Origin of the sequence: Natrinema altunense (assembly GCF_000731985.1) — an archaeon.
GTDB lineage: Archaea > Halobacteriota > Halobacteria > Halobacteriales > Natrialbaceae > Natrinema > Natrinema altunense.
In genome coordinates, this window is the sequence record NZ_JNCS01000001.1 from 483,973 (window position 1) to 504,588 (window position 20,616).

The following is a 20,616-nucleotide window of genomic DNA, read 5'->3' on the forward strand; positions in this document are numbered from 1 at the left end:
ACAGATGGTGGTACTGTTACAGAGCAACTCCGGCCTCGAAATCGACCCTGATCCGCAGTTAGAGCGGGAGGCCGAAGAGACCGCCCAGCGGGTGATGCAGGGCGGTGAGTTGGGGGTTCAGCGATTGGGACAGACGGACGTACACGTACAGCGGCGTCCGATCCACGGTCCGATACCGGGTGCCAGTCACGAGGGGACAGTGACGGATGTCGCCGCCCTCGAGGATGATCTCGAGGTCGCCGGAAAAATGTCCAAAGCCGCTGGGAAAACCTTTTTGAAGCGGTTCATCCCAAACGAAATCATCGCCGCCTACGATGCGAAGAAAGAAACCGAAGAACCGTCATTTCAGGACAAACTTCAGGAGGCACGGTTCCCCAGCGAATGGATTAGCGACCTCGGCGACTTTGCCCCGCCATCCGAATGGACGGAGAAATTCCGGCAGGTGGCGGTAAAAGCCGCGAGAGATGTAACTGGATCTGGCGATACGAAATTCTAAGTAGATAGTATGAAATCAGAAATTATCGGAGAGGACAAAAAAGACATTGGGACCAAAGTTACGGATAACAATGATGTCGTGCATCAAATTGAGATGCATAAAAGCAACGGTGAAATATACGCTCACGAACAAGGTGGCTATCCGGACGATCCCGCCGAACGAACAATCGCGGGCAACGAGCACGTCAATCGGGCCCGGCGCTTCGCGAAGTACTGGGTGTACCGCGAGCGGGGGTACGAGACACTCGAGTGGCGGCACAATCCGAACCGGATTACGGCCGCTGCGATGGCGATCGCACCGCTGAGGGCGGACTGCGGCGGAATACCTCGGCGACTTCGCCCAGCAGTTCGACCACATTCACGGTGACGCCGAGCCGACTGTGAGCGTCCCCAACGAAATTCAGCCCGCCGATGCGGTCTATCAGAAGGATGTCTACGTCGGGCTCGAGGAGCAGACATTGGGATCGCTCGTGGGCGACTTGCTCGGGAACGACGACGTGATGGCAGCACTCGGGCGTGCGATCGACCCGACAGCGGCACGCCCGGACGATGCCGCGTTCTCGGCGACGCTGGCCGAGATCACCGGGAAGGACCCGGCGGACGTTCCGAGCCTTTCCGACGGATGTCTGCTCGAGGCCGTCTCCGACTTACACGTCCATTGGGACGACGCAGCGGGCCAGTATCACACTCAATGGGGGGAGCAGCCCGATATCGAACGTGATCCACATGCCCGCATCGAAATCTTCGAGTTCGATCCCGACTCGATAGTCGAACTCAAGTGCCAGATCGCGCGGCACCTCCTTTGTCAGGTCCGGGACTGCTATCTCGGTATGGGCATCGCACCACCCGAACCGTTTCGCCTGCTCAGCGCGGGTCACCACGGCGCTGGGACCGGGTACGAGCACTACGAGTTCTACGACCGGTACCACGATCCGACCGCCGAGATCTCGACGTGGTACGAGGAGTACACGCCCGACGACGCTTACGAGCTGTCCGTCCCTCCGGCGGCCGAAACCGAGCCTTGACGGCGGTGGCCGCCACGATCTTCAATTTCGTCCCTCGAGCCACGGCACCGCCGCGGCCTCGTTGTCGAAGAAGGCCAAGCCGTGAATCCGACTGTCGGCTGTCAGTTCGGGATGGAAGGAGGTCCCGACGACGGGACCGTCCCGAACCGCGACGGGACGGTCGTCCCACGACGCGAGCACGTCGGCGTCGCCGACCACATCAATCACGGGTGCTCGAATGAACACCGCCGGGTAGGGCTTGTCGAGTCCCGCAACCTCGAGTGGCGCTTCGAAGCTGTCTTTCTGGCGGCCGAAGGCGTTGCGTTCGACGCTCACGTCGACCAAGTCGAGTTCGTCGACTCGGTCGTCGCCGGCGTCGCTCGAGGCAACGATCAGGCCGGCACAGGTCGCGAGCAGGGGTTTGCCGGCGGCGACGTGGTCTCGAATTTCGGGGGCGATCCCCTCGCTGTGGAGCAGTCGCGAGATGGTCGTCGATTCGCCGCCGGGCATCGCGAGCAGGTCGCAGTCGGGAACGATCCCCGAGTCGCGGATTTCGCGGACCGTGACCTCGTGGTCGCGGGCCGCGGCGGCGCGTTCGATAGCGGCCGCGTGTTCCTCGACATCGCCCTGCACCGCGACGACGCCCGCAGTCAGTGACATGGCCGCGGGTATGGACGGTGCGATAAAAAAGGTCGCGGCACGGGACTCGCACGCCGGCACCGCCATGGCAGGCCCTTTTGCTCCTTCCGGTCGGCGACACGACCGTGACGACGGTGCCACCGACGGCGGAACGGCTGCTCGAGGGCGAGCCGCTAATGGTTCATCTGGCGACCAGCGTAGAGGGGCGTCCCCACGTCGCGCCGGTCTGGTACCGGTACGCTGACGAAACCGTGGAGGTCGTGACGACGGGCCGGAAGCTGGCGAACATCAGGCGGAATCCGCAGGTCGCCCTCTCGGTACAGCGAGACGAGGCGGGTCAGACCCAGTGGATGGTGACGCTGCTCGGGACGGCCGAGGTCGTCGACGATGCGGACGAGACTGCGGCGGCCCGTCGCCGGATCAACGAGAAATACGGCGCGGACCCCGACGCCCACGCCGACAACACGCTGGTCCGGATCGATATCGGCTCGGCAACCTACCGGACATACTGACGCCGTCCCGAAACGGGGAGCGCCTGGCGGGGATCAATCCCGAAAGAGACCCTCGGGAAGCGCACCGAACCCGCCGCCCTCGTACCGGTCCGCGGACCAGCCGACGTGCTTCGCCCCGTCGACGTCGCTCTCGCTATCTCCGATCAGTCCGTACCGATCCGCCGGCAGTCGCTCCTCGAGCACCCGGTACGGTGCCGCGTCCGGCTTGTGTGCCCCCACCTCGTAGGAGGCGACGATCGCGTCGAAATACCCCTCGAGATCGTATGCTCGAAGCTTCGCCAGTTGCCACTCGCGGACGCCGTTCGTGAGCACCCCGAGTTCGAACTCGTCGGCCAACCGCTCGAGATCGGTGTGGGCGTTTCGGGGCGGGGACAGCGACGCGATTTCCGCCTCGTGGAGTGCATTCGCGTACGATTCTGGGTCGCAACAGCCATCGATCCGACCGAACGCTTGCTGCACCGGGGCGGAATCGAAGTCGGAAAAGTGTTCGGAGAACGCCTCGTCGTACGTCTCGAGCCACTCCGCGGGGGCGTCTCCGCGAACGTCCGCGATCGCGTTCGCCAGTATGTCACGGTACTCTCTGTCGGTGGTGAGTATCGTTCCGTCCAGATCGAAGACGATCGCCGTCATGGATGGGCGTTTCCACTGACGGATGAAAAGTAGGCTTATTGAGATAACGAGGGCACAAGGTGTCGAGGGAAACGATTACGAATTAGCCCATCGGTTCAGTACCATGATCTGGATCGCGAAAACCACGCCGCCGGCCAATTGACCAAGTCGGTACTTGGAGCCAATATTTTCGAACAAGAAAATATTGAAAACGACTTCTAACACGCTGTGATCCGTGAGAGACCGGACGACGAGGAAATACACTGTGACTCCTGGACCGGCAAAAAAGAGACCGACGGCTATCGTTGCGCTGACCAACCTTGCCGCTTCTCGAGCATCCATCCCTGAAATGTAAAAACACGTCTGCTGAACGGGGAGATAGACGTTGTAGATGCGGTCGACGCCCTCGTCGCGCAGCGTCTCGTCGTGTTCTCGTTCGGTCTTGCCTTCGGCGTGGACCGCGCCGTGGTGGTGTTTGCCGCCGATAACCTCGATGGCGTCGTGGGTGAGGTTCGCCCCTGTCGTCACGAGGACGTCGATGTAACCGTCCCGGATCAGGTCGGCGACGATCGCGCGCATCCCCGTCGGAACCATCGCGCCCGCGAGGCCGAAGAAGAGGGTCACGTCGTCGTCGAACCTCGACTCGGTCACGTCGACGGCCTCGTGGAGGTCGGCCGCGCCGACGCCGGCCGCCCCGTACTCGTCAGCGAGTTCACCGACCGTCATCCCGGTCCTGCCTTCCGCGTGGCCGACGGGATCGTGCGAAAAGGTCTCCCGCGGCGTCGTGTCCGTGGTCGTGCTCGTCGCTCATGTCCTCAATGGGCCGGCGAACGGTTTCAACGCCGCAGTTCGGTCCGCTGCCGTGGGCCGACGAGACGTCGTTCGGTACCCGGTCTGCGTCTCGACTGGCCCGAGCCCACACGCGCCGTCACAGGAGCCCGATCCGGCAGTCGCGTGGGCCCTGCAACGGGTCTCTCAGGCGATGACCTCGCCGAAAAACTCTTCCTGACACTGCCTGGAATCGGGGTTCGTCGCCCGTAACTCCCCGAATCCAGCAATGGTAGGTGTTCCCTCGCGGTAGGCTTCCGCCTCGAGGATGATCGAGTCAGTGGGCGCGTCCTCGAGTTCGTCGACGGATACCGTCCGTTCGCCCTCGACCGGCCCGATAAACGGCATCACGTTGCCGATCCCCTCGCCGTTGAACACCACCTCGAACCGAACCTCGGCGAAGTCGCCGACGATACGAACCGTCTGACAGTCGATGAACTCGATGAACTCCTCGTCGTCGGGTTCGTCGAACAGTTTCTCCCCGCATTCGACCAGATTCGGATTCGCGACCCTGATCGCGCCGCCTCCGGGGAAGGTGTTCGACGCATCGCGGAACGCCTCCGCCGCGTCGAGTCTCGAGTTCTCGGGTGTCGACTCGAGTTCCGAGACGTGGATCGTCCGCTCGCCGTCGACCGGGCCGACCGGACCCCGCACGTTTCCGAAGTCGTCGCCGTCGAACGACGCCTCGATCACGACTTCCTCGAAGTCGCCGACGACGCGGACCGTCTGGCAGTCGATGAACTCGATCCGTTCGCCCTTCCGCTTCTTTTTCCGATCGAGTTCCGTCTTCGAATCGACCTTCGTCGTCGCGATCTCCGTCCCGTCGTGGGAGAGCGTGACCGCCGCTTTCGCGTCCTCGAGACCCCTAACCCAGAACGGCGTAGCGTCTTTCGCGGCGACGGATACCGACCCGGATCGCTCGCCGTCGGTTACCGACCACTCGACCGTTACGTCCCGTTTCCCGTGGTTGTGGACGCGGAACGCGGCGTCCAGCGTCGTTCCGGTCTCCGTCTCGGCGGTTCTGTACCCGACCGCCTCGAGTTCGAGTTCGTCCATCGTGTCCGCGCCGTCTTCGTCCGTCTCCTCGTGATCGGCATGGTCGTCCGTCTTCTTCTTCTTCTGATCGGCGTTATCGTCGTGGTCGTCAGTCCCAGTCAGTGGTTCGTCGGTGTCCGTCTCGTCGTCATCGTCGTCCGAACTCGCACTCGACAGGACGATCGCACCGCTGCCAGCGACCGCGCCGGTAGCGCCGAGCGCTAGCAGATAGTCGCGTCGTGACTGTGGTATTCGTGTCATGCGTATCGGTCCCGAACGAGGTTCGGGGCCACTCGCGTCGTCTCCGGCGGGCGCTATTGTTATCAACCAGCTGAAAACCTCTCGAGTGGCCTAGCAGCGACTTCGATCGCTGTAACCGAACTGTACACCCGTCCTGCTTCGACGGCGGCCAAAGCGGCGACGCTACGGACGACTGTACCGCCACGATCGATGGCGGATCGTCACCCTGGCCCGCTACACGAGGGGCCTGCTGTCGATAGACAGCGTAACTGTAAGCCGCGGGTACCCGTTCGGGACGACGAGGTCGGCTGTTCGATGGGACTCCGGAACTGACGAGGCTCGTGACTCACAGCCCGGTCGGTACGTCGAGGAACGCCGTCTCGAGGCCCCATTCCGCGACGCGATCCTGCAGCGAGCGCACGCCGAAGGTCTCCGTCGCGTAGTGACCCGCGAGGAAGACGTGCAGTCCGGCCTCCCGGGCCTCGTGGTAGGCGTTCCCTTTGCCCTCTCCCGTCACCAGCGCGTCCGCACCGGCGTCGACGGCCTCGTCGAGCCAGTCGACCCCGCTGCCGGTGACGACCGCCACGTCCTCGATTTCGTCGGGACCAAAGTCGAGGTGTCGGACCGGCTGGCCGCCGGTCTCGAGGTTCGTTGCGAGCCGGTCGCGCAGGCCGTCGGGCGCGTAGGGGTCGGCCGCCGTTCCCCGCTGGCCGACGTATTCGGGGCCGAGTTCCCCGAAGGGGGCGCGGTCCTCGAGTCCGAGCAGGTCGGCGACGCCGGCGGCGTTGCCCAGTTGCTGATGGCCGTCCAGAGGGAGATGCGAGACGTACAGCGCGAGGTCGTTCTCGATCAGCGGGGCGATCCGATCGTAGGTCCGGCCGGTCACGCGATCGAAGCCACCCCACGAGAGCCCGTGGTGGACGACCAGCAGGCCCGCGTCGGCTTCGACCGCGCGATCGATCGTCTCGCGGACGCCGTCGACGGCGAACGCGACGCGCTCGAGGTCGCGGTCCTCGGGACCGACCTGCAGCCCGTTCGCGCTGGCGTCGAGATCGGCGTAGTCGGCGGTCCGGAGCTCCTCGTCGAGTCGGGCGACGACGCTCGAGAGTTCCATAGCGGACTGTTTGGCTGCGGTCTCCTTGTATCGGCTGGTTCCGGAGTCGAGCAGTTATTCGATCGGCGTCGACCGAACCGATCACCCAAGTCCGGGCGACCGCGCTACATCAGGTAAAACAGCGGGAACAGGATCACCCAGACGATATCGACGAAGTGCCAGTAGAGCCCGAAGTACTCCACCGGCCGGTCGTCCGTGAGATAGGCGTCGACGGAGACGATTCGGTAGATCATGAACCCGGCAATGAGCAGTCCGAGGATGACGTGGAGGGCGTGCAGACCGGTCGTCACGAAGTACATCGAATACTGCAACTCGGTAAACCAGTAGATGTCGTGGGCGAACTCCTGTCCCCACTCATAGCCCTTGACTGCGAGGAACGTGAGGCCGAGCAACACTGTGGCACCCATCGCTCCAAGGAGGCCGCGCTTGTTCTCCCGTTCGGCCATCATCAGCGCGAGGACGACCGTGAAACTCGAGGTGAGCAGGACGTACGTGTTGACCAGGCCGACGACCTCCGACGGTGGCACGGGCTCGATCTCGCCCCAGCCGGTGTGGAGTCGCATGAATACGTATGCCCCGATGACAGCACCGAAGACGACGACGTCCGACGCGAGGAAGAACCAGACGCCGGTCTTCGTCGTCCCGACACCCTCGAAGGGCCAGCGCTCGGCGATGGCCATCTCCGGCGCATTGAATCGCTCGCGGCCGTACTCGAAGAGCGTGGCTCCCAAGATGAGAACGCCGACGACCGAGAGCACTGGATAGAAGATGGTCGGCGAGCCGACGCTTCCCTGAACGTCCGCCCCTCGTGCGGTGGCGAACTCGGCAACGTAGGGCGTTATTCCCGACAGCCCAAGGAACGTGACGAACATGCCGATCCCGATACCGAACGGCCAGATACTCGCGTGATCCTCGTGGTCTCCCTCGAGCGATTCGATGTCGCCGACCCGCTCCTGTGCGGCCGTCCCACCGTCGGCGGCGGTCGCGTCGTCGACGAACTCGAGTGTGCCACTGGCGTAGCTCGGTCGGTCCGGCCAGTTCTCGAGTGGCGGGGGCGAGGTCGTCGCCCACTCGGCAGTCCGCGAGAACTGCCATGGATTGTCCGGCGCGTCCGGGCCCGAGATGGCGCTCTTCGCGAGCGTGATGAACACGAGCAGGACCGACGTTCCGAGGACGAAGGCCCCGACGGTCGCCAGCTGGTGGTAGATCTGTGCGCTCTCACCGTAGTGGAAGACGCGGCGTGGCGTCTCCCAAGCGAGGAACATCGGGAAGTACAGCAGGTTGAAGCCGACGAAGTAGACGGCGAAGCTGAGCTTTCCGAGTCGCTCGGAGTACATTTTCCCGGTGATCTTCGGCCACCAGTAGTAGAGACCGCCGAACAGTGCGGTGACGCCTGCCACCATCACGTAGTGGAAGTGCGCGACGACCCAGTAGGTGCCACGGAACTCGTAGTCGAGGACGACGGCACCGAGGAAGACGCCGGTGATCCCACCGAGAATGAACAGGAGGAGCGCGCCGAGGTTGAACAGGAACGGCGTGGTAAACCGTACGCGGCCCTTGACCATCGTGTAGATCAACGCAAAGACCATCAGATCGAACGGTAGCGAGATCCCGATCGTCGTCGCCATAAAGAGCGTCTTGATCGGGAGGTTGATCGTCGTCAGGAACATGTGGTGCATCCAGACGAGGAACGACTGGACCGCGACGAGGACCATCGCGATGATGACCCACTTCCGGCCGACGAGTCGCCGGCCACAGAAGGTCTGGAACGTCTCGAATATAATTCCCAGCGCTGGGAAGAAGACGATGTACACCTCCGGATGGCCGAAGAACCAGAAGATATGTCCCCAGAGCAGACTCGAGCCTTGGCCCGTCGAGGAGAAGTACTGCGTGAGCAGGAGGCGGTCGGTGAGCATGAGGATCAACGCGGCCAGCAGCGCCGCGAACGCGAAGAGCATCATCCACACGGTCAGCAGCGTCGCCCACGTGAATAGCGGCATGTTCCACAGCCCCATCCCCTCGGCGCGACAGCGGTGGATCGTCGTCAAGAAGTTTACCGAGCCGAGGGTGACCGACATGACGAACAGGGTCAATGCGAGGATGGTCGCGTTCCCACCCATCGTCAGCGTGTAGCCGGGATTGTAGATCGGGACGTTCAGCGGCGCATACATGTACCAGCCGTTCGCCCACGTCGTCCCCTGAAAGAACGAGAGCAACACGAGAATCCCGGAGAACAGGAAGAACCAGTAGCTCAAGGCATTCAACCGCGGGAAGGCGAGATCCTTCGCGCCGATCTGGAGGGGGACGAGGTAGTTCGCGAAGCCGAACCCGAACGGCGAAATGAACCAGAACACCATCAACAGGCCATGAATCGAGACTGCCTGATTGTATTCGGTGTTCTCCAGCAGTCCGGTGCCGCCGGCCTCCCACAGGTGGGCGCGAAACAGCAGTGCGAGGACGCCGCCGGCGACGAGGAAGAACAGCGCCGTCCCCAGATACAGGATTCCGACGTCCTTGTGATTGGTCGTGACCAGCCACCGCTTGATCGTCGTCCGCGGCGGCAACTCACTCATCGACGCGCACCTCCCGCCCTCCCCACATCCCGAGTCGCTCCCGCTGCGGGTCGGAGCCACCCGTCTCGATCGCGAGTCGGCCGCCGAGACGGTTCGTCGGAGCGGCGACGTGATTCATAAGCACCCCATCCTCCGACGATGCTCCGTATCAAGATGTCCGGTGCGCTTGCAGGCGATACTTGTTCGACCGTCGGTCCGCAGTCCCGTACCGGCTATCTCGGCGTTTCTGTGCGTTCTACCGCGGATCCATCACGAGTCCTCGAATAGCCTCGCCCGTCTCGAGCCGACGCTCTCCCACGGTCAGGTCGAGTGTTGCGCCCGGTCGCTCGAGCCACCGCCTATCGTAGCAACTGAACGTCAGTGCACACCTGATCGAACGACAGCGTTGCGATCAGTGTATCAATCGTTTCAGTTGCTACGATAACCCGGGGTAGTCCGCGATGATTCCGTCGACGCCGGCCGCTGCGAGCGCGTCGAATTGGACCCAGTTCCGCGCCGTCCAGGCGTTGACCGTCCGTACCTCGTCGTGGGCCACTTCGACGATGTCCCGCTCGAGGTCGGTATCCCACCCGCCGTCGTCGGCCGTCTCGAGAACGGCGTTTCGCGGCGGGTGAATCGCCTCGCAGTCGTACCGGCGCGCGATCTCGAGGCCGGCCACGAGGTCGTCCCCGAGCAGCGGGGCGGCCGCGTACGGGGCACTCTCGCGCAGCGCTGCGATGGCCCCCTCGCAGAACGACGACAAGAGCAGGTCGCCGCCGAAGGCCGCGCAGTCGGCGACGACGCGGTCGACGAACGGCTGCCAGACTGCGCGGCGCTCGGCGCACTCGGCCGGCGGGAGCGATTCGCCGGGTCGTCGCTCCCGAGTTCCAGGGGCTTTCAGTTCGACGTTGACGCCGACGGTCTCGGGGACGGCCGCGAGCAACTCGGCGAGCGTCGGGACCGTCGCGTCGGTTCCGAGTACTCGCGCCTCCCGGAGCGCCTCGAGCGGCGTCTCCCGGACGAACCCGGTCGCGTCGGTCAGTGGACGGCCGTCGCGGGACCCCGAGAGCCGCTCGTCGTGGACGACGACCGGGGTTCCGCAGGCAGCCGGTTGCACGTCGATCTCGATCATCGCGGTCTCCTCGCGGTCGGCCGCTCGAGTCGCCGCTTCGACGGTGTTCTCGGGTGCAACGCCGGCGAAGCCGCGGTGGGCGATGACGGCGGGACGGGCCATAGCGGTCCGTCGACCGGCGGGGTAATGGAAGCTGCGGCGTCCCGCTCGCGGCGATGACGTGGCGCGTCCCGGCCGGTCTTTGATCCGACTGCCCCGCGAATTGCCACTATGACCGACCCCACGCTCGCGGACGTCGAGCGCGCCCTCGATCGCGCAACCGACCTCGAGACCGAGGCGGCGATCTCCGTGTTACGGACGGCCCGACAGGACGTGCGGGCGCTGTCGACCGAGTCCGATATCGACGAGTCCCGCCGGCAGGAACTCGAGACGCGACTCGAGCAGCGGCTCCGCGAGGTGTCCGAGCGCGACGCCTACGACGGCGGACTGGGGTCGGCGATGAACCCGACCGAAGACGACGCCCCCTGAGTTCGTTCGTGCCTTCCTCATCGCGTCACGGCACGTGCCACCGCCGTTGATACGGACTTCCGTAGTGGATCGCCACCGATCGCTGCTCCGCTCGAGCCGTCCGAGAACGCGGCGAGATCGGCCGCGCCCCGGCCCTTTTATTCGAGTGCCGTCCCGAGAGGTGCGTATGCGAATTGCACTACTCGGCGGCACCGGCGATATCGGCGAAGGACTCGCGCTGCGGTTTGCACGCGATACGAGCCACGAGATCCTCATCGGCTCGCGGGACCCCGAGAAGGCTCGCGACGCGGTCGCGGCGTACGAAGGCGCGCTCGCGGACCGGACCGACGAGATCGATATCAAGGGCTTCGGCAACGAGATGGCAGCCGACCGCGCGGACATCGTGATCCTCAGCGTCCCGCCGTACTACGTCGGCGATACGGTCGACGCGGTCGCCGACAACCTCGATTCGGACTCGGTGCTGGTCACCCCTGCCGTCGGCATGCAGGGCGACGAGGACGGCCTTCACTATCACCCGCCGGAGGCCGGCAGCGTCACCCAACTCGTCGCACAGCGAGCCCCCGACGAGGTACCGGTCGTCGGTGCCTTCCACAACCTCGCGGCCGACGCGCTGTCGAACCTCGAGCACGATCTCGATCTGGATACGCTCGTCGTCGCCGACGACGACGCCGCCGCGGACACCGTCCTGACGGTCGCCAACGAGATCGAGGGACTGCGCGCGCTCGAGGCCGGGCCGCTTGCCAACGCCGCCGAAGTCGAGAGCGTCACGCCGCTGGTCATCAATATCGCGAAGTACAACGAGGAGATGCACGATGTCGGCGTGAAGTGGATCGATGGGAGCAATTGACCCGGTTTACACGCTGCTCGGACAGCCCTCGTGCGACTATGAGTGTCGTGACGGTCAGCGGCCACGAGAGGCGACGCCGACTCGATGCGACCCGCCCGTCGCTCCCCGACTCAAGCCCGAATCGACACGAAACAGTGCTTCGGCTTCCCGATTCGAACGATCGAACGAATGAACGCGCTGGTGGTCGTCCCTACGCGCCGGCCGACTCGAGGGCGTCCTCGATGTCGTCGCGCTGGGTGACACCGACGAAGCGTTCGACAATCCCGTCGTCGTTTTCGATAATCAGCGTCGGCAGCGATCGGACCTGGTATTCGTTGGCGATATCCTGTTGTTCGTCGACGTTTACTTTCTCGACTTCGAATCGGCCCTCCCAGTCGTCCTCGAGTTCCTCGAGGATCGGATCCTGGGTCTTGCAGGGGCCACACCAGTCCGCGTAGAAGTCCTTAAGGGTGACAGTCATGCGGTCAACGCTAGTTGCCCCGCGCCGCGCATAAGGGTTTCCCACGCCCAAGGAGTTGCCGTGATCGGCGACGCGGCACGGTCGAAAGGTTTAGTTTCAGGGCCGCATAGGAACGGGTATGGATAAAGGACAGAACACCGGCGGGCTGATGTCCAGTGCCGGATTGGTCCGGTACTTCGACTCCGAGGACTCGAACGCCATTCGAATCGATCCCAAGACGGTCATCGCATTCGGCGTCCTGCTGGGCGTGCTGGTCCAACTGCTGACGTTCGTCTCGTAACGCGGGTCCGCGACCCCCGCCGCTTGCGTGTTCCGTCAGCTCGAGGAGCGAGCGCACTGTCGTCGTTTTTCTAGATCGGTCAGTTGCTCGTTCGCGATCGGTCGTCGCCCGGTGCAGCCCCGTGAACTGGTAATAGGACCTCACAGCCGCGGCCCCCCTCGGCTTCGTCGAAGCCGAGCAATAGGCAGTTCTCCGCACTCGCGTGTCCGCGCCGACGAACTGCGAGCCACTTGCAGGTCGCGCGGTCCGCCCCGAGGTTCCGGGCGGCGGCGATGCTCGAGTCACGAACCACGTGTGACGGACGCGGCTCCAGTACTCGTGCCCTCTATCCACGCGGGTGTCGTCGTGTTATTTGTTTCCGGACACTAACTCGCAGATATCGTATTCATCATGAACTTTTATGTTCTAGTGGTGCGAAGGGGTGCGTACAGATGTCGGTCGTACACGTAGCAGCCTGAGTCCCCGTTGACGACGAGTACCGATTTTCGACGATACCCCATCCCGACCGACATGAGCACACAACCCCTACAGCCCCCGACCGACGCCGAACCGACACGAACGACCACTCGCACGCGACCGACCCCCTCGAGCGATGTCGCCGATCCGCGGCCGGCCGCCGACCGCGCCCAGCGGATGTTTTCACACGGCAACACGGACCGACTCGAGAACTTGATCGACGAGTGGAACGCGGCCGTCGCGACCGCGGACACGGAACGCGGCTCGTAAGTCTGCAGTCGGCAGCGATCGCTCGAGCGAACCCAAACCGTCTTTGGAACGACGGCAGTAGAGTCGCGTGGCCGATGACGATGCACCCGCTCCGAGTCGGACTCGGCATCCGGCGCTGACGAGCCCTATGAGTGCCGAGGCCACAACCTTGGTGCCAAGCATAGGCGGAATGCAACACGCACGTCCGCTTACTAAGCCTTACGGCACCAAATCTTAAACCATTCACACAGGCGCACCCGCGAGATAGATCCACCGGTACCTGACCCAAGGCACTTTACCAGACCCTTTGGTAACCCACATCAACAAGACGAACACCCTCTATGAAACGCAAATATCTGAAACAGGATGTCGACAAGGAGGACCTAACCGAAGCCCAAGAGGAAATAATCGAAATCGCCATCGAAAAACCTGAGCTCACTCACCAGGAGATAGCTGACCAAACCAAGTGGTCACGAAGTCACGTCTCCGGCGTACATCAAGACTACCTCGAAGAAGAAATCATAGCCGACGAAATAGAAACAGACAATCTCACCGACGACCTCTACGAAATCATAGTCGCGGGTATGGAAGCCACCGAAGAGGTCGACAAAGTCGAAAGACACTACGACCTCGACCTCAGCCGAGGCGACTCAAAAGAAGTCGACGTAGCAGTCTGGATCACCCAAGGAGGCCACCAGTTCCTGGTCATCATCGAATGCAAGCTACACGAGAAAGCGGTTGATCAAGATGTACCCGCTGCGATGGCCTGGTACCGAGATAACTCATCAGCCAACAAAGCGATGATAATCGCCAGGAACGGATTCCAGTCTGGAGCTAAAGCACTCGCCAGAGACGCCGAAATGGAACTCTACAGACTTGACGAACTTACCCGAGATGTCGGCGAAAGCCAAATGATGAAATTCAACATCAATCTCGAAATACGGCCCACTCAAGCTGAAGTAACAGATATCGGCGTCGAACCCCTTCCGAATGAAGACTATGACGGCGATCAAATGCAGGTCAATGTAACCAGCGGCGATGCTCTATTCGACGAAAACAAAAATCCGATAGGAAAGAACCTCCACCAGAGAGTTCAGGAAGCAATCTACGACAAGTCACCCGGCACCTATACCGAAAACATCGACAATAGACTTCTGCTCCTCAACGACCACTTCTTCAGACTAACAGAAATCGAATACAAGGTAGAGAGTCTTGACCCTGCTGAACTCGAATTCGAGATGGACGCCTACGAAGAATACGACCTGTATATGGAAGACGTTCTCGAAGAAGGCGACACGGATCTAGACCTCATATCTATCGAGGAAGCGATCACAGCCTTCGAAGAAGACGTCCGTTGACTAAGTGATACTGCGCTCAAAGCAATTCATCAACTGGCTTGATATCCTCCAGCTTCTCGATCTCTTCTTGAAGTTCCAAGATCTCGTCCCGAACCTGGTCAATCCGATCGGCAAAACGCTGCTTCTTATCCCGCTTCTCCCTCTGCAGTTCCTGGATCCGTTCACGGAACTCCTCAGTATCACCGCCGGCAAATCCCTGAGATCTTCGAAGCCGGTCACGATTCTCCTCAATCGCATCATCCAGATCCTCCAAGATTTCATCCCGACGCTCCTTCACACCCTCAAGCTGGGATCTCTTCCGACTCAGCTTCCGCCTCTTCCTCTCCAATTTCTTTCTCCGAGGCTCTTCCAAGTCCTCAACAGCATCACTCCACGAATACCGGTCACCGTTTTCCGACGGCTCCAGCTCATCATACAAGTCGTCATCAACCACTCAGCAAGACACACCTCTACTTCCTCAGGAAGAACCCCGCACAGGCGGGAGAAACCTCCTTGACTGAAATAGGGAGAAATAGATGTAAAAAGACTGTGGAGAGGTACCCTTCCAAATCCCAGAGAGTTCTACTGATAGAAGTAGATCCCTCAAGAACCTCTTTTCAGATATCACTCGCTTCCAACGACTGAGTATCTAATCCCCAATCAAGCGAGTCATAGATCTTCTTGGCGTCAACATCGTTCGTATAGACATTCGGGATATAGCCTACCTCTCCATGATAGAGTCGGAAGAGAACTCCAGCAATACAGGATACATCATTCTCGATGAAAACGCCCTCATCTCCTGGTTTGATCGCTGGATAGCTACCCGTCCCACCATCGGGAACCACTCCGATCTCTTCAAGATAGTCTTCCCAGGCAGTATCTACATTCTTGATGTGTTGCGACTGTTGAACATCGCTTTTCAGTCCAAATCCGAACGTTTCCCCGATCGTCTTGTCAATAACCTCCCTAACGCAATCCACAGTCTGATCGTCCAGATCAAGGAATACTATGAGAGGACGATTATTGCGGCACTTGCTAGCTTTGGACTTGATCACTCCTGGAATGTCGTCGTCCTCATCAGGTACAATCCTTGAAGCACTCGATGTCCCGAAGTAACCCACATCTTTCGCGTTAGATTGCACCACTTCGACGCGGAGGGCGTTCGTATTGATTGTGAACGGAATATCGCTTTTACTGTACCCATCCAACTTGTTAAGAACCTTCTCGACCTGCTTTTCGTTCTGCTTCCAGGCAGGGTTGCCACTCGCGTAATTGTCGTACTTAGACTTCTTTTCGACAATCGCCTGGCATCCACCTCCAAATTCATCTTCAAGCCAAGCTCTTATTTGATCAACTTCAGTCGATTCGAGGACCCTAGCGACTTCAACATCAAAATCAGTACACTCGAACTCAGGCAGGCCAGAAGTACCCTTTACATCTAATACAGTCGGGTTAGAGCAAAGCCATCTATCAGTCGCCACATATCCAACCATTTCGCTCTCAAACGCACGGAACTTGCTGATATTGAACAGATTATTTTGATATTGAGAAACGATCTTGTCTACTGGCGTCTGACTTGTGAGCTTCGACAAGTAGTCGAAAAACTTCGAGTTGTCTCTTGAGATATTATATTTGATCGGGTGTTCCGGAGGCGCATCATTCCAAAAATTCTGGCCAAACCTCGCCGCTATATCTGGAAACTGCTGTTCGAATTGGTTCTGATCCATACAGACTATTCCATAGCAGCAACACAAAAACCTACTCGGGATACTGTAACCCTATTAGGTGGTTAGAATATACCCCAGTTAACGGCTGAAATCTATCGAGGAAAGTCGGCTTTATTTAGGAACCGGATGTCGTCACTGAGGAAGACACGCTGCCTTCCATCGTCAGCAACCCGCTTCTCCACCAGGTCAACCTCCTCCAGATCAGAGACTTGATCGGAGATATGCCCCTTGCTCTTATCCAAGGAGCTGGCCAGATCCTTCACCCGCATACCGTCACCGTCAGCCATTTCTAACTCTTCCAATATCTCCTGCTTCGTCTCATTCAGTTTGCCGATCACCGAACTCCTCAGTACCACGTATTCCATATCAATCCACCTCAAAAATCTCCTAAGAACTGTATCTCATCACACATTTATAAGAGTTCACTGAGGGCCGAACACAGATCTACAGTGAGAGCAAGAACGGGACCAACCCCAGGACGATCATCGACACCGAGACCTCAGCCAGCAACAACAGCCAGAACCAGGAATCATCAAGCACGTCCAGGAAAGCACCGGTAACCAGCAACGCCGCCGTCGGAAGAAAAGCCAGCAAAGTCAACACGACCGCCAAGGAGCTCTCCAACTGAAACAGCATCAACGCCTGCTCCGCCGACTCCGGACTCGACAACACCCGGATCGCCTCACTATAATTCAACGACCCCGTCTGATTCCCCACTATCTGCGACACATTACTCAACGACATCACCCGGCAGTCAAGAACCAGATTACGGGTTGCAGCATTTGTAGGAAGCCGTCGAGGAAGCCAGAGTCACTTGGCGGCTCCTCAGGAGCAGGTACAACATTCACCACCTGGCCGCCGTCAAGCTCAGCGATCTGCACCGTACTACACCGTGAAGCATCCTCATTCTCTCCATCACTATCACAATCCGTCACCACATTCTCCGTCTCGAACTCCTGCATATCCAGTCCCAGCTGGCCGCCGACATCAACAGAAACCTCACCGGTAAAGTTCGCTACCGGCTCCGCAGCTTCCACCGAAACTGTCCGACCACCGACCGGGACAGACACATTACTCCTCGAAAACTCACTGCAGTAGCCAGAGATACACGCCTCACCGGTCAAGTCAGCCTCCAACGGCTTCCAACCGTTCTCAAACCGTACATCGACTACCACCAGTTCGCCCTCGGTGACATTCTCCGGGGCTTCCGCAGTCATCGACAACTGCTCAAACGGAACCTGGATACTGTACCTGTTCAACGGACCATAGCAGGTATCAACACCGTAGTAAGTACCCCAGTGAACCGCTGTCTCCCGGTACAACGGCTGCGCAAAAACAGCGGTGAGATCTCCGTAATCAGCCTCGTTGTTCTCCGAGCCCTCCTTGTCAACCCACGAAGAGTAGTCAACTATCGGATTCCCGTTCAAACTGTAGTCATCAACTACCTGGCCGTTCCTCTCCACACGCGGCACCGCGAAACACGAATCAGCATCATACTTTCCGTAGGCCGCATTCGACTCCTGAGGATCCAAGACAAAACGGTAGTCACCGATCCGGGCCGTATCACCGTGGACACCAGCATAACTCTGGTCGAAAGTATCCTGCAAATCGTCGTAGCTGTACGCACCGTCCGTGACGTGGTAGAACGTAATCTCCTCCTGCTTCGACGACTCCACGAAAGTACTCTGAGTGAACGTAAAGGCAGCTGCCACCAGGACAACTACGGCTAACAGGGTTGCAGGAATTGCAAACGTCTTCGACTTCGGATCAAGCTCCACCATCAGTGATTCTCACCTTCAAAACGGCGTATAATACTTGAACAGGACGTATCCCAGGATCACCATCAACTGTGCCCATATCGGCACCAAGAGGATCACATAGAACCCGAGCAGGAACGAAACCAATTCAGCGATCAGTCCTATCAGGAATCTTCCTCTCTTAGCGCGGGATACGCTTCGAGATTTTAACGGGTCGAAACCTCCCTTAATCTGGTACTCGCCGTCAACCCAACGACCAGCCCTGTAACCCAGGCTTCCCGTGAAGAACGCTACCGCTGTCCCTGCCACCAAGTGGAACATCTTCGACAGCATTTCCAACGGACCATCCGCACAGAACGGATCCTCAATCTCCAGATCTCCCACGGCAAACACTACACAGTCATCCGTATCTCCTCCGCCACCGGAACCTCCGGATCCGTCACCGCCTCCAGGAAGAGTTCCATCAGATACACAGGTCCAAGAGCTATCTCTGAAGGCTGCTTCCTCACCGTCTCCACAGACATCTACTTCGGTCGTGGTCAAACCATCACTGCTACACTCGAGGATCCTGGAGTGAGTTGAGTTGATCGTCCTGACGAACTCCTCGTTCGGAGTACACTCATTACTCTGAGTAGCCTCAACATCCACTACCGCGGTATCACTATTTGAGGAATCACCGGTATCAGAAACCACGATCTCACAGCTACCAGAGACCGTTTTCTGATCGAAACTATCCGAAGTGAAGCTCACCCGGAAATCGAAGGAAACAGTCTCACCGGGACCCACAGTCTTTGTCTCCTGCAACGAATCATAACCGAAGCTATCGCTACACTTGGAAACCCTGGCAGAGAAACTTCCTTCGTAGCTCGCCGTGTTCTCCACTTCGGCTGTAACAGTGCCAGACTGCTTCTCACCAAACTCATCTCCTTCAACATTCACTATCCTCGGCTCACCTACCGGCTTCTCAACCGAGATATAGTCCGCACCGTCCACGTAGAACGTGAACTCCGGCCAGGCAATATCATAACTCGGATTCAACCGGATCTGCCCATTCTCGTAGGAAGAGTCCTCCACCTGGTAATCAGTAAAGCTGCCAGAGGAAACTCTTTGAGCTGCTTGAGCCGCCTGATCATTCGCAGTCGAGACAACCTCTTCCTGACTCAGAGATCCTTCCTTCCAAGCCTCGATCTGACTGTACAGATTGTTCTCGACATAGCTGTTGTACGACGAGTACCGCTCCGCTGAGATTACTCTCCACTCCGGGGAGAACGTGTTGCTGTGAATTGCGTAGACATTATACGGCTCAGGAACTCCTTCACCGGTCGGATTCAAACCGGTCCAGCAAGCCCTGACATACTCCCCGATGTTGTCGCATCTTCCCTGACCAAGATCTGAGTTACTTAGAGTGGTCGACTGAGGTGTCTCACCATCCGCCTTCACCTCGACCTCTGCCTCAAACTCCTTGTCAGGCGAACTCAACTCCGCGATATTCCCATAGTATCCATTTTCCCGAACACAGTACACCTGAGCATTGTAGTAATCCGCAATCGCACCATCCACCCAGAACCGCTGAGTGTAATCATCACCCTGCTCAATCTCCGAATCACCGTCTATATCGTAGCAGTTCTGCTCCGCCCAAGACTGCTTCCGAGACTCAACCTCCGAAGAAGACGTATCAGTAAACACCTCCGAATTGATCGCCTTGAAAGCGTAAATCCTGCTCAGGCTCGTCGATGTCGTACTATACCGGGCGTAAGTCTCTTGCGAGGTGATGTCGATCGTCAATTCCTTCGTGACTTCTCCGTCAGCAGCACTGGCTAACTCAGATGCCGGGATCTCCGCGTGTATCTTGTCGGTCGTCCTGTCACCGATATAGTTGATGACGAAGACCTCGCCATCGAAGAACTCCGAATTACTGGTATACTCTATCTGATCACCGCTGACAAACGACCCTGTAATATAGTTCTGCGCCAGAAAACCGAGACTGAGGATTAGAAGAGCGACAGCAGGTACTGCTACCCACTTATTCTTCAGGAAATCAGACACCGCCCGCATACAAGAAATATGTCAAATTCCATTTAAGAAACAAGGGGGTTAGACCGCTCTCACTCCTCGTGATTCAACGCCCGGGACAAGTAGTGCAACGCCTGAGATCCAGACCCGCCCGACTCTGACTCCCGTAGACCAGCAAGTAGTTCCAGAGTGGCGTAGAACTGTCTGAGCCCGACAACGCTCACATAGTCATCCGGGAAGAAGAACAGCAGCCAAACCGTATCCAGATCCGGAACCGCATAGACCACTCGACCGGTCTCCAGTGCCTCGTCAACCTCAACCCACTCCAGGACTCGTTCGTAGAACTCGTACTTTCTACGAGCATCCGTATGGAAGCTAGAAACCAACTGCTCCTTCCGAGTTCGGTCAACAGTAAACCCGGCATCAGTCTCCTCCAAGACACCCTTCTCAATCAAATACGACTTCACCTCACTGAATTCCGGCCTGCCAACCTCTTCGACCGGCAACCGCTCCGCCGGCACTACCGGACCCAAAGCCCGAACCGAACCGTACACATCCGCGATGAACTCTCCAGGCTGAAGATTTCCTTTACCAGGCCGGTCACCCTCGTTGTTCTCAACACCCTCTTCGGTCAGGTGGTACAAAACCGAGTCCTCCGGCACAGCCAACGTAAAGTGATGACTGTTCCAGTCCGGAGTCAGTGAGAAACCAGGATCCTCCGTAGTCGGATTGAATCCTAACGTGTCACCGCCGAAATGCACGTTGACACCGTCCTCATCATCCCTCTCCTCGATTCTTATGTCAAACAGCGGCTCATCGTTGAACACACTCACCAGTCATTACTGAACACTTCCTGATTCGA

At 59.3% G+C, this 20,616-nt stretch carries 23 protein-coding genes and 1 pseudogene; 8 read left to right on the plus strand and 16 right to left on the minus strand.

Annotated features, from left to right (window positions below):
* The first annotated feature begins 4 nt into the window (after positions 1–4).
* Entirely contained in the window at positions 5–496 is a 492-nt protein-coding gene (locus tag ALTAJ2_RS20405; protein ID WP_049900998.1) for a hypothetical protein, read from the plus strand.
* A 379-nt stretch (positions 497–875) separates the two neighbouring features.
* Positions 876–1,520: a hypothetical protein gene (locus ALTAJ2_RS19905; RefSeq protein WP_007110852.1), complete on the plus strand. Its 645-nt coding sequence runs from the start codon at positions 876–878 to the stop codon at positions 1,518–1,520.
* A 21-nt stretch (positions 1,521–1,541) separates the two neighbouring features.
* Here ALTAJ2_RS19905 and pdxT read toward each other — a convergent pair whose 3' ends face one another.
* On the minus strand, positions 1,542–2,159 hold the full coding sequence (pdxT, locus tag ALTAJ2_RS02505) for a pyridoxal 5'-phosphate synthase glutaminase subunit PdxT (protein ID WP_007110851.1): 618 nt from the start codon (positions 2,157–2,159) through the stop codon (positions 1,542–1,544).
* Positions 2,160–2,263: 104 nt separating this feature from the next.
* On the opposite strand from pdxT, the gene ALTAJ2_RS02510 reads away from it, so the two are divergent.
* The gene (locus tag ALTAJ2_RS02510; RefSeq protein ID WP_081603405.1) at positions 2,264–2,650 is read left to right on the plus strand and encodes a pyridoxamine 5'-phosphate oxidase family protein; all 387 of its coding nucleotides are present in this window, start codon (positions 2,264–2,266) and stop codon (positions 2,648–2,650) included.
* Positions 2,651–2,683: 33 nt separating this feature from the next.
* Here the strand turns inward: ALTAJ2_RS02510 and ALTAJ2_RS02515 are convergent, their stop codons facing one another.
* From ALTAJ2_RS02515 to ALTAJ2_RS02540, 7 genes and pseudogenes are all read right to left on the minus strand, one after another.
* The gene (locus tag ALTAJ2_RS02515; RefSeq protein ID WP_007110849.1) at positions 2,684–3,280 is read right to left on the minus strand and encodes an HAD family hydrolase; all 597 of its coding nucleotides are present in this window, start codon (positions 3,278–3,280) and stop codon (positions 2,684–2,686) included.
* Between the two features lie 351 nt (positions 3,281–3,631).
* A pseudogene (locus ALTAJ2_RS20360) lies at positions 3,632–4,070 on the minus strand (deoxyhypusine synthase family protein); the annotation flags it as partial.
* 164 nt (positions 4,071–4,234) lie between these two features.
* Positions 4,235–5,383 (minus strand): hypothetical protein, encoded by a 1,149-nt coding sequence (locus ALTAJ2_RS02525; RefSeq protein WP_007110847.1) that lies wholly within the window; start codon positions 5,381–5,383, stop codon positions 4,235–4,237.
* 325 nt (positions 5,384–5,708) lie between these two features.
* Positions 5,709–6,476 carry a Nif3-like dinuclear metal center hexameric protein gene (locus ALTAJ2_RS02530; protein WP_007110846.1) on the minus strand — a complete coding sequence of 256 codons (768 nt, stop codon included), beginning with the start codon at positions 6,474–6,476 and terminating at the stop codon, positions 5,709–5,711.
* Positions 6,477–6,580: 104 nt separating this feature from the next.
* Positions 6,581–9,049 carry a cbb3-type cytochrome c oxidase subunit I gene (locus ALTAJ2_RS02535; protein WP_007110845.1) on the minus strand — a complete coding sequence of 823 codons (2,469 nt, stop codon included), beginning with the start codon at positions 9,047–9,049 and terminating at the stop codon, positions 6,581–6,583.
* Positions 9,042–9,167 carry a hypothetical protein gene (locus tag ALTAJ2_RS20230; RefSeq protein WP_275039517.1) on the minus strand — a complete coding sequence of 42 codons (126 nt, stop codon included), beginning with the start codon at positions 9,165–9,167 and terminating at the stop codon, positions 9,042–9,044. The genes ALTAJ2_RS02535 and ALTAJ2_RS20230 overlap by 8 nt, the downstream gene beginning before the upstream one ends.
* 297 nt (positions 9,168–9,464) lie before the next feature.
* Positions 9,465–10,262, minus strand: a complete 798-nt coding sequence (locus ALTAJ2_RS02540; RefSeq protein WP_007110844.1) for a glycerophosphodiester phosphodiesterase — start codon at positions 10,260–10,262, stop codon at positions 9,465–9,467.
* 108 nt (positions 10,263–10,370) lie between these two features.
* Between ALTAJ2_RS02540 and ALTAJ2_RS02545 the strand changes: the two genes are divergently transcribed.
* Together ALTAJ2_RS02545 and npdG are read left to right on the plus strand one after the other, a co-directional pair.
* Positions 10,371–10,628 carry a hypothetical protein gene (locus tag ALTAJ2_RS02545; protein ID WP_007110843.1) on the plus strand — a complete coding sequence of 86 codons (258 nt, stop codon included), beginning with the start codon at positions 10,371–10,373 and terminating at the stop codon, positions 10,626–10,628.
* A 166-nt stretch (positions 10,629–10,794) separates the two neighbouring features.
* Entirely contained in the window at positions 10,795–11,475 is a 681-nt protein-coding gene (gene npdG / locus ALTAJ2_RS02550; RefSeq protein ID WP_007110842.1) for an NADPH-dependent F420 reductase, read from the plus strand.
* A 190-nt stretch (positions 11,476–11,665) separates the two neighbouring features.
* On the opposite strand, the gene ALTAJ2_RS02555 is transcribed toward npdG, so the two are convergent.
* Positions 11,666–11,935 carry a thioredoxin family protein gene (locus tag ALTAJ2_RS02555; protein WP_007110841.1) on the minus strand — a complete coding sequence of 90 codons (270 nt, stop codon included), beginning with the start codon at positions 11,933–11,935 and terminating at the stop codon, positions 11,666–11,668.
* Positions 11,936–12,053: 118 nt separating this feature from the next.
* Between ALTAJ2_RS02555 and ALTAJ2_RS02560 the strand changes: the two genes are divergently transcribed.
* The 3 genes from ALTAJ2_RS02560 (at position 12,054) to ALTAJ2_RS02570 (ending at position 14,278) form a co-directional block, all read left to right on the plus strand.
* Positions 12,054–12,215 (plus strand): preprotein translocase subunit Sec61beta, encoded by a 162-nt coding sequence (locus tag ALTAJ2_RS02560; RefSeq protein WP_006185602.1) that lies wholly within the window; start codon positions 12,054–12,056, stop codon positions 12,213–12,215.
* Between the two features lie 510 nt (positions 12,216–12,725).
* Positions 12,726–12,941 carry a hypothetical protein gene (locus ALTAJ2_RS02565; RefSeq protein WP_007110840.1) on the plus strand — a complete coding sequence of 72 codons (216 nt, stop codon included), beginning with the start codon at positions 12,726–12,728 and terminating at the stop codon, positions 12,939–12,941.
* A gap of 320 nt (positions 12,942–13,261) precedes the next feature.
* Entirely contained in the window at positions 13,262–14,278 is a 1,017-nt protein-coding gene (locus tag ALTAJ2_RS02570) for a restriction endonuclease (RefSeq protein ID WP_007110839.1), read from the plus strand.
* A gap of 16 nt (positions 14,279–14,294) precedes the next feature.
* Here the strand turns inward: ALTAJ2_RS02570 and ALTAJ2_RS02575 are convergent, their stop codons facing one another.
* The 7 genes from ALTAJ2_RS02575 to ALTAJ2_RS02610 all read right to left on the minus strand — a co-directional run bounded on the left by ALTAJ2_RS02575 (position 14,295) and on the right by ALTAJ2_RS02610 (position 20,587).
* Positions 14,295–14,711 carry a hypothetical protein gene (locus ALTAJ2_RS02575; protein WP_007110838.1) on the minus strand — a complete coding sequence of 139 codons (417 nt, stop codon included), beginning with the start codon at positions 14,709–14,711 and terminating at the stop codon, positions 14,295–14,297.
* Positions 14,712–14,874: 163 nt separating this feature from the next.
* Positions 14,875–15,984 (minus strand): hypothetical protein, encoded by a 1,110-nt coding sequence (locus ALTAJ2_RS19025; RefSeq protein WP_144240183.1) that lies wholly within the window; start codon positions 15,982–15,984, stop codon positions 14,875–14,877.
* 92 nt (positions 15,985–16,076) lie between these two features.
* On the minus strand, positions 16,077–16,349 hold the full coding sequence (locus ALTAJ2_RS02590; RefSeq protein WP_007110835.1) for a winged helix-turn-helix domain-containing protein: 273 nt from the start codon (positions 16,347–16,349) through the stop codon (positions 16,077–16,079).
* Between the two features lie 79 nt (positions 16,350–16,428).
* A complete protein-coding gene (locus ALTAJ2_RS02595) occupies positions 16,429–16,701 on the minus strand; it encodes a hypothetical protein (RefSeq protein ID WP_144240184.1) in 273 nt (90 codons plus the stop codon).
* A gap of 26 nt (positions 16,702–16,727) precedes the next feature.
* Positions 16,728–17,765, minus strand: coding sequence for a hypothetical protein (locus ALTAJ2_RS02600; protein WP_007110833.1), 1,038 nt, complete (start codon positions 17,763–17,765; stop codon positions 16,728–16,730).
* Positions 17,766–17,780: 15 nt separating this feature from the next.
* A complete protein-coding gene (locus ALTAJ2_RS02605; protein ID WP_144240185.1) occupies positions 17,781–19,787 on the minus strand; it encodes a hypothetical protein in 2,007 nt (668 codons plus the stop codon).
* Positions 19,788–19,846: 59 nt separating this feature from the next.
* The gene (locus ALTAJ2_RS02610; protein WP_007110831.1) at positions 19,847–20,587 is read right to left on the minus strand and encodes a hypothetical protein; all 741 of its coding nucleotides are present in this window, start codon (positions 20,585–20,587) and stop codon (positions 19,847–19,849) included.
* Positions 20,588–20,616: the final 29 nt, after the last annotated feature.